Origin of the sequence: Candidatus Symbiopectobacterium sp. (genome assembly GCF_020054415.1) — a bacterium.
Lineage (GTDB): Bacteria > Pseudomonadota > Gammaproteobacteria > Enterobacterales > Enterobacteriaceae > Symbiopectobacterium.
On the sequence record NZ_JAHWCO010000494.1, the window covers coordinates 1 to 8,096 of the forward strand.

Below are 8,096 nucleotides of genomic sequence, written 5' to 3' on the forward strand. Positions count from 1 at the left end.
TCAGGTGGGTGAAGCCATGGCCATGGTCAAAGCGCTTAACCGGATCACGCTATTAGGAATGCCGAACAGTATTCGCATCACGTAACAATCGACCCGTATGGGGCGCAGTCGTCACAAGTTCTGATTTATTCAACAAAGCCAAATCCTGATGAAATTACTCAGTTAGTGATTCGGATGCATGAGCGTTGCGAACACTGATGTGGTATCAGGTATAGTTTCCTGCCACCATGATCGGGGAAGACCCATAAATGAACACTACTACGCGACTTATTGTTTTCCTGTTAGCACTGGCGGCCATCGTTGGCGCGGGTGCCTGGCTGGCTGCGCGCGACTACCAACCCACCATTGATAACCTCAATAATCTGCTGACAGCATGCAAAACGGAGAAACGCCAGCAGGATGAGGCGATATCAGCCCAAAACAACGGCGTGGCGGCATTAAAACTTTTAGCAGACCTGCGAGAAGCCAGCGCAAAAGCAAAACAAGAGGAAACCCGTAAATCGGCACAGACGGAGTATGCCGCCACTAATGCCGTTCTGTCTGAACAAACCAGGGGTGAAGCATGTGCGGCTGCGTCAGCGGCGTTTGATGATGAGCTACGGCGGGAGCGTTCGAAATGAAGCGCTTAATACTTGTGGGTGTTTTGCTACTGTCTGGATGTGGAGAAACCCCACGCCCGGATCCTGTTTATGTCGAAGTGAAAGTGCCCGTGCCGGTATCGCGTAAAACTGCCGAGGTATCAAGACCGGTGTTCGCTGTTGACCAGTTAAAAATAGGCGCACACATTGATCAGCAGATGCGGTCGCTGCGTGCAGAACGTCACTAGCGCATAGGCTACGAGAAGAAATTAGAAGCGGCAATTTATGCATGCAGGGAGTAAAATAAGTTCCCCAATAGCACGCACTCTATACAGGCCATCATTGAACAGATCGATGGGTGGTTAACAGTCCGATATGCCGTTAAACCGTTAAGTTAATCAGGTATCATAGTGAAACATATAACGTATGGTAACACTTGGTGGGGTGAGCAGTGGCTGAATGCCTTTACCCACATTGATTATGATAACCGATTGCCGCGTGGAAGATCTTATGCCAATAAAGGTGCGGTAAAAAATTTTACGGTGGCTGGAGGTGCTATTCACTCCGAAGTACAGGGGTCTCGCTCACACCCTTATAAGGTTTCTATCCAAGTTCCTTCATTGCCTAAGACGCAGGTTGATATACTGCTTGATGAGCTGGTAGCCGATCCTAGTGTTATTGCTCGTCTACTCAATCGGGAGTTAGCGCCCTCGGTGTTAACTCAATCAAAGCGCCTTGGCATTTCAGTCTTTCCATCACAATGGAACGATCTGACGATGCGTTGTTCCTGCCCAGATTGTGCAGTGCCTTGTAAACACCTTGCAGCAACCATTTACCTAGTCAGTCGAGAAATTGACAACAATCCATTTCTTGTGTTTTCCATTAGAGGTGTTGATCTGGTTCAACAGCTAAAAGTTCGTGGTATTCATGTCAAGCGCCAAGTAGAAACCAATGTTCCCTGTCTGTCGGCGTTGTTGTTAAAAGAGGAAGGCGTCTCTGCGGAAGTTGTTCCTTTTGAGCCTGCGGCTCTGGATATGCTGCCTTATGCTGATTTGCCCTCGTTGTCTGAACCACTACTGGCTGTACTGACATCTCGACCTGCATTCTTCACTGGGGGAGATCTGCGCTTAGTGATGCAAAAAATATTGACGCGAGTAGCCAAGGAAGCACGTAATACGTTGTACGGGCAGCGTTTGGTGGATATGCCGCAAGTCACCTTATTACCTCATCACTGTCCTCGTATTACATTAACAATGGATGGGGATATTGTTATTGGCGGTATTAATAATATTCATACCATCTTCTCTCTGGATGCCGCATTAGCACAACTGACACTCTCAGACTTACAGGACAGGCAACCTGAGGTGGCGGCATTATTCCACTTGCGTATGATAGCGTTACATCTGCTTACCAAGGGAGCGGTGGTGCCGCAAGTGTTCACGGTTGAGGGAAATGAACTGAGGGTACGTTGGTTGCCTGCTATGCTAGATAGAACAGTGGCTGATCAGATCCAGCGTCTGGCCTATGGTCTGCCTTCACATTTAGTCACGTTGACCCCGAATCAGTCCCTCTCTCCTGTGATGCAGTCCAGTACTCTTTGTGCGGTATTTCTTGGTCACTATATGCATATATGGTCTGAGTTCAGTAAAGAAAAACCACCCAATACTAAAATCCTGTCTCTATTATTCAGTAACCACTCGGAACATTTTGATGATCCTGGGGAAGGTGCTATTGGCCCGGCTTTATACACTTGGCTAGCACGTTATCACCTAGCTGAACGGAACTACGTGCCAGTCTTGAGTCTGAATGAAAGCGTGAACGGGAATTTTGAAGTTGCTCTAGCTGTTCAGTCGAAAGCAACATTGCTGGGGCCACCCGTTTCGTTACACACTGTTCTCTCCGATGAGGACTGGAGCCAGCATCGTTTTGGCGTTTTACAAACGGTCGTTTTATTAGCAGAGTTTTTTCCACCTCTTGATGACTATCTGAGACAAGGTGCCGGTTCTCCTATTGAGCTGACGTCTGAGCAGCTGCCAGAGTTATTATTCAATACGCTTCCCGCCATTCAGTTACTTGGTATTCGAACTTTGTTACCCAAGGCTCTGGAGAGGTTGCTACGTCCACGTTTGTCTATGAAAGTCTCTAGCAAGACTCCGGGTCTGACGGGGGGGTACTTGGGTGCAGGTGATATACTGACCTTTGACTGGCGTGTGGCGCTTGGCGAACACCAACTCACCCGTACTGAATTCGAACGCTTAGTTCATGACGTAACGGGCGTAGTTCGATTCAAGGGTGAATATGTCTATCTTGATCCTGACGAAATTGCACGTCTTAAAACTCACTTGGCGCGTCCCTCTGGATTATCAGGCACTGAATTGCTACGCATTGCGTTAGCGGGCGAATATTCGGGAACGCAAGTATTGATCGACGACAATATGCAACAGTTGCTGAAAGAATTGCGAGAAACTGGTGATGTACCTTTGCCGAATGATCTTAAGGCTACCTTACGACCTTACCAGCAACGGGGCTATACTTGGTTACTGCGAAATTTACGCATGGGGTTCGGTAGCGTTATTGCAGATGATATGGGACTGGGGAAAACGCTACAGGTTATCAGTACTCTTCTTAAGCTAAAAGAGGATGGCGAACTTGATCAGGCCAAGGCTCTGGTCGTCGTTCCTACCAGTTTGCTAACTAACTGGCAAAAGGAAATAACCCGCTTTGCACCCAAACTCATTCTTGGTGTATTTCATGGCAGTAAACGTGAGTTGTCCCTCGATAGGCCAGATATTCTGCTGACAACTTACGGCATCGTTCGTAGCGCGATAGTTTCGCTCAAAGTTTTCTCTTGGCGGGTATTGGTTATTGACGAGGCGCAAAATATCAAGAATCCATCGGCGGCACAGACCAAGGCAATCAAAACCATTCCTGCGGCAGGCTATATCGCCATGAGTGGAACGCCTGTTGAAAACTGTCTATCCGAGTACTGGAGCATGATGGACTTCGCGAATCGTGGTTATCTTGGCACGCTAAAACAATTTGAGAAAGAATACACTACACCGATTCAGACTGACCGTGATCGACAGGTGGCAGAACGCTTTCGACGCGTTACGGCACCATTCTTACTGCGTCGTCTCAAATCTGATCGAAATGTTATCAGTTATTTGCCTGATAAAGTTGAAAGTGATCAATACTGTGTTTTGACAGCACTCCAAACGGCATTGTACGAGTCTGTCGTGCAAGAAGGTTTGAAGGCTGTTGAGGCTGAGGAAGATAAGTTTAAACGCCAAGGGCTGGTTCTCCAAATGATTTTGGAACTGAAGCAGATTTGTAATCATCCAGACCAGTATTTGAAGCAACCTGCCGGTGATCCAATGGGTTCTGGGAAAATAGTACGTCTATTCGACCTGCTCGATGATTTGCATGCCAGCCACGAAAAAACACTGATTTTCACTCAGTTCAGAAAGATGGGCGAATTGTTGGCTTACTGGTTGCAGCAACGATATGGACAGTTGCCAATGTTTCTACATGGTGGTCTTTCCCGTGCCAAACGGGATGCAATGGTGGAAAGATTCCAGACTGATCGCACCGTTCGGGTGTTTCTGCTTTCTCTCAAGGCAGGAGGAACAGGACTTAATTTGACTGCTGCCTCGAATGTAATCCACTTTGATTTATGGTGGAATCCTGCAGTGGAAGCGCAAGCCACTGATCGAGCCTATCGGATAGGGCAAAAGCAAAATGTGCAAGTACACCGTTTTATCACCAGTGCGACTTTTGAAGAGCGTATCAATGAAATGATCCAGCGTAAACGCGAATTGTCGGACATGGTGGTGAGTCAGGGAGAGCAATGGATAGGTAATCTAGATGCTCAAGATCTCAATGCTCTTTTTTCACTCTCATAGGTTTTTTTGAATAAATATATTTTATGCTGTCCCTCCAGTGAAACTGCTGATCATGACAACGTAAAATCGTGTAGTTAGGCCACATAAGAAAACGGCACACCTAAGATGACAAGCATTTTCTGCCAAAACGAGTATGGCAAAACAGCACAATTCCCTATTATTCAACAAAGCCCATCAGGACTGTGGTGATGGCCATATCTGAGTAGTAGAGCGGTCGTCCACGCCGTTCAGTAGTGTTTTTTTCCGTCCATGCAGCAATGGCTGATTCATCTAGCCATACGGTTAGAGAACCGTGCTGCTTTAGGGCCTTGTTATAAGAGGGCCAGTTGGTGATTTTAACATTTTGTTTTGCCATGGCGACCTGATTTTGAAACAACTGTGGTGATCTGCTCCGATGATTACCCAAAAGTTCTATTTATTCAACAAAGCCATCCTCAGGGCATGTGCCCCCAGTGCCAGGTGCTAGGCGTAGTGGATCAGCCCAATCTTGAACGATTGTTCGATCGTAGCCGATCCCTCAATCAGGGCGCGATTCGCTTTCCCACGTTTGCGCCCGGGAGCTACCGTTGGAAACGCTATGTCTGCTCTGGGCTGTTTGATAATGACAAGCCGTTGTCAGACTATTCTTCCGACGAGTGGCAGACCTTACTGTATGAAGACGATCTCACGGTGACACAGCCTTTACCCGGATGGCCAGCAACCGCACGCTATCAGGGGGTGATCCCGCGCTTTCGACGAGCCTATCTTGATCATGAACCCAGCCGTTTAACGCAGGCGGAGCGAGAAGGGTTGGCTGCGGTGATAGCTCGCCAGATCTGTCCTGATTGTTTGGGGGCGCGGCTTAATCCCACTGTATTGTCGTGTACCATCTAGGGCAACTCGATTGCGGACTGCGCGGCAATGGACGTCGGGCAGTTGCTTATTTTTTTGCGTGGTTTAGCGATTGCTCCGGTTGCCTCGGTGGTAGCGGCAATGATTGAGCGACTGGAGCACATGGTGACGTTGGGCTTGGATTATCTGGGGCTGGCGCGCGCGCGACAGCAAGTCTGTCCGGTGGGGAAGCGCAACGTGTCAAAATGGTGAGGTATTTGAACAGCAGCCTTGCCGATATTGCCTACATCTTTGACGAGCCTAGTGCAGGCTTGCATCCCCGTGATGTGCATCAACTCAATGCCTTGTTGCGCGGTTTGCGTGATAAGGGCAATACGGTGCTGGTGGTGGAGCACGATCCGGACGTTATCGCCATTGCCAATAGCATTGTTGATATGGGACCAGCCACTGGTATTAACGGCGGGCGGGTGGTTTATCAGGGGGACTATGCCGGGTTACGGCGCTCGGATACGCCTACTGCCCGTGCGCTGTCCCGTCCCTTACGTCTCAATACCCAACCGCGCAAGGCAACCGGGCAATTACGGTTGCACGATGTTTCTTTGCATAACCTGCATCACCTTAACGTGTCATTCCCCATGGTGACGCTCACCGTGGTCACTGGCGTAGCCGGGTCGGAAAAAAGCACGTTAGTGAACAGGTTGTTACCGCGCTACTATCCGCATGCCGTGCTGATCGACCAACGTGCGCTTGGTGGAACGCGTCGTTCAACGATTGCAAGCTATATGGGGATTGCGGAGTCCGTCCGCGCGTTGTTTGCGCGTGTCAGTGGGCATTCTGCCAGCCTGTTTAGCAACAACGGACAAGGCGCTTGTCCGGAATGCCGCGCAACACTAGAGCGAGAACGTTTCATCAGGGCCTGATCGACGCCTGTACTCATTTGTGCACCTTGGCGCTGGTGCGTGAGCATGAACGCCAGCGCATGCGGCAATTGGCGTTCTATGATAATTTGACGGGAATGCCCAACCGCAGCCTGCTCGAAGCCACCACCGATCAAACTATTGTCGCCGCCACTCGCGACGACGACGAGATGGCATTTTTGTTTATCGATCTCGATCGCTTCAAACAAATTAACGATTCGCTGGGACATCCGGTGGGGGACGAACTGTTGCGACAGGTAGCCGCACGCTTGCGCCATGAATTGCGGGCTGTGGACATTGCCGGGCGACTTTCTGGTGATGATTTTGTTGTGATTTTGCAGGGATGCGGTATGGGCCAGGTGGGTGACAGAGTCGAGTAGATTCAGTCGATATTGGCTGAACCCATGGTGCTGCTGGGTACCAATGTGTCGATATCCGCCAGCGTCGGGATCGCCATGTTTCCGGCTGACGGCCGAGATTTGGATACGTTGCTGCATCGTGCCGATATGGCGATGTATCAGGCCAAAAGTGGTGGACGTGGGCAATCTCGTTTCTACAGCAATGAAATGAATCAATTGGCACAAGAACGTCTTGTGTTGGAAAGCGCACTGCGCCAGGCATTAAAACTCAATCAGCTCTCCTTGCACTACCAGCCACAAATTGAGCTGGAAACCGGGAAATTGTACGGTGTGGAAGCGCTGGCGCGCTGGACGCACCCGGAGCTTGGCAGTATTCCGCCAACGCGTTTTATTCCGCTGGCAGAGGATTGCGGATTGATCGCCGTTCTGGGCCGCTGGGCGCTGCACGAAGCATGCTGCTAATTGGCCGCCTGGTGTGACGAAGGGCTGCAGGTGCCCTCGGTTTCGGTCAACCTGTCGCCCACCAGTTTCCACAACCTCGATCTGCCGCACATGATTGCTTCTACGCTCGCCAGTCATGCGTTGTCGCCGGAGCATTTAACCCTCGAACTCACCGAAAACGTTCTGCTCGATACCAATCCCAACACCATGAAAACCATCGCTGAAGTGCGTGAGCAGGGGGGGGGGGGGTGCCTGTCGATGGATGATTTCGGTACAGGCTATTCCAGTCTCAGCTATCTGCGGCGCTTGCCAGTAACCGAACTAAAGCTGGATCGCAGTTTTGTCGCCGATTTAGAGGCGGATGAAGCCGCGCGGGCGTTGAGCAGCGCTATTTTGGGGATCGGCAGTAGCCTGTTCCTGACTGTGGTTGCGGATGGCATTGAAACACCGGCGAAAAATCGCTTTCTGCGTGAGCAGGGTTATCCGGTGGCACAAGGCTACCTGTTTGCCAAGCCAATGGCTCCCGAACAGATGAGGTGTTGGTTAACGGAGCGCAAACAGTGTGGTGCCGATGGTTCAGTCTCAATTGAGGATGCGGAGCGTCACTAAACCCGCGTTCGGGCTGATTGTTTCCTAATGTTTCATATGAGTAATGTATTAACGAAAAACTGCATAACCCCTTACGCTGTAAACAGTTACACCAGCAAAAATAATAAGGGATGGCAGTAAATGATAAAAGAATAGCAGTGGATGTGGGATTGGCGTGTCTTTCTTCTTCCGTATGGGCGGTGGACTATGGTGATTATGCCCAGGTGACCGTGGATCGTCTGATCCATGATTATCCTAGATGTTATCGTGGTACGGAAAATTTTGCCGGCGCTGCGGACTGGATGTAGCAGCGCATGCTGTCATCCTGTTATACCGCAGTGGCTTTGTTGAATAAATAGATATTATGCTGCGTAGCCATAAAGGCTGCGGATTCCCTTGACGTAAAATCAGTATGTTAAATCCAGAGCGTGGTGATGCATCCCGGAGCGATCAGCATTTTAATCCAAAACAGGCGTGTCA

At 49.8% G+C, this 8,096-nt stretch carries 6 protein-coding genes and 3 pseudogenes; 8 read left to right on the forward strand and 1 reads right to left on the reverse strand.

The features are described 5' to 3' along the window. From QZ506_RS14440 to QZ506_RS14450, 3 genes and pseudogenes are all read left to right on the forward strand, one after another. Positions 1-85 (forward strand): annotated as a pseudogene (locus QZ506_RS14440) (lipoprotein); the annotation flags it as partial. Between the two features lie 163 nt (positions 86-248). Beyond that, complete coding sequence (locus QZ506_RS14445) at positions 249-620, forward strand: hypothetical protein (protein WP_291971962.1); 372 nt, start codon at positions 249-251, stop codon at positions 618-620. Between the two features lie 368 nt (positions 621-988). After that, on the forward strand, positions 989-4,480 hold the full coding sequence (locus QZ506_RS14450) for a DEAD/DEAH box helicase (protein WP_291971965.1): 3,492 nt from the start codon (positions 989-991) through the stop codon (positions 4,478-4,480). 172 nt (positions 4,481-4,652) lie between these two features. Here QZ506_RS14450 and QZ506_RS14455 read toward each other — a convergent pair. Next, positions 4,653-4,835 (reverse strand): annotated as a pseudogene (locus QZ506_RS14455) (transposase); the annotation flags it as partial. 23 nt (positions 4,836-4,858) lie between these two features. Here QZ506_RS14455 and QZ506_RS14460 point away from each other — a divergent pair. The 5 genes and pseudogenes from QZ506_RS14460 (at position 4,859) to QZ506_RS14480 (ending at position 7,924) form a co-directional block, all read left to right on the forward strand. Continuing rightward, positions 4,859-5,353: a hypothetical protein gene (locus QZ506_RS14460; RefSeq protein WP_291971967.1), complete on the forward strand. Its 495-nt coding sequence runs from the start codon at positions 4,859-4,861 to the stop codon at positions 5,351-5,353. 42 nt (positions 5,354-5,395) lie between these two features. Beyond that, positions 5,396-5,563 carry a hypothetical protein gene (locus QZ506_RS14465; protein WP_291971970.1) on the forward strand — a complete coding sequence of 56 codons (168 nt, stop codon included), beginning with the start codon at positions 5,396-5,398 and terminating at the stop codon, positions 5,561-5,563. Between the two features lie 5 nt (positions 5,564-5,568). Then, the gene (locus tag QZ506_RS14470; protein WP_291971972.1) at positions 5,569-6,231 is read left to right on the forward strand and encodes a hypothetical protein; all 663 of its coding nucleotides are present in this window, start codon (positions 5,569-5,571) and stop codon (positions 6,229-6,231) included. A gap of 59 nt (positions 6,232-6,290) precedes the next feature. Beyond that, positions 6,291-7,637 (forward strand): annotated as a pseudogene (locus QZ506_RS14475) (putative bifunctional diguanylate cyclase/phosphodiesterase). Between the two features lie 110 nt (positions 7,638-7,747). Continuing rightward, positions 7,748-7,924: a hypothetical protein gene (locus tag QZ506_RS14480; protein ID WP_291971973.1), complete on the forward strand. Its 177-nt coding sequence runs from the start codon at positions 7,748-7,750 to the stop codon at positions 7,922-7,924. Positions 7,925-8,096: the final 172 nt, after the last annotated feature.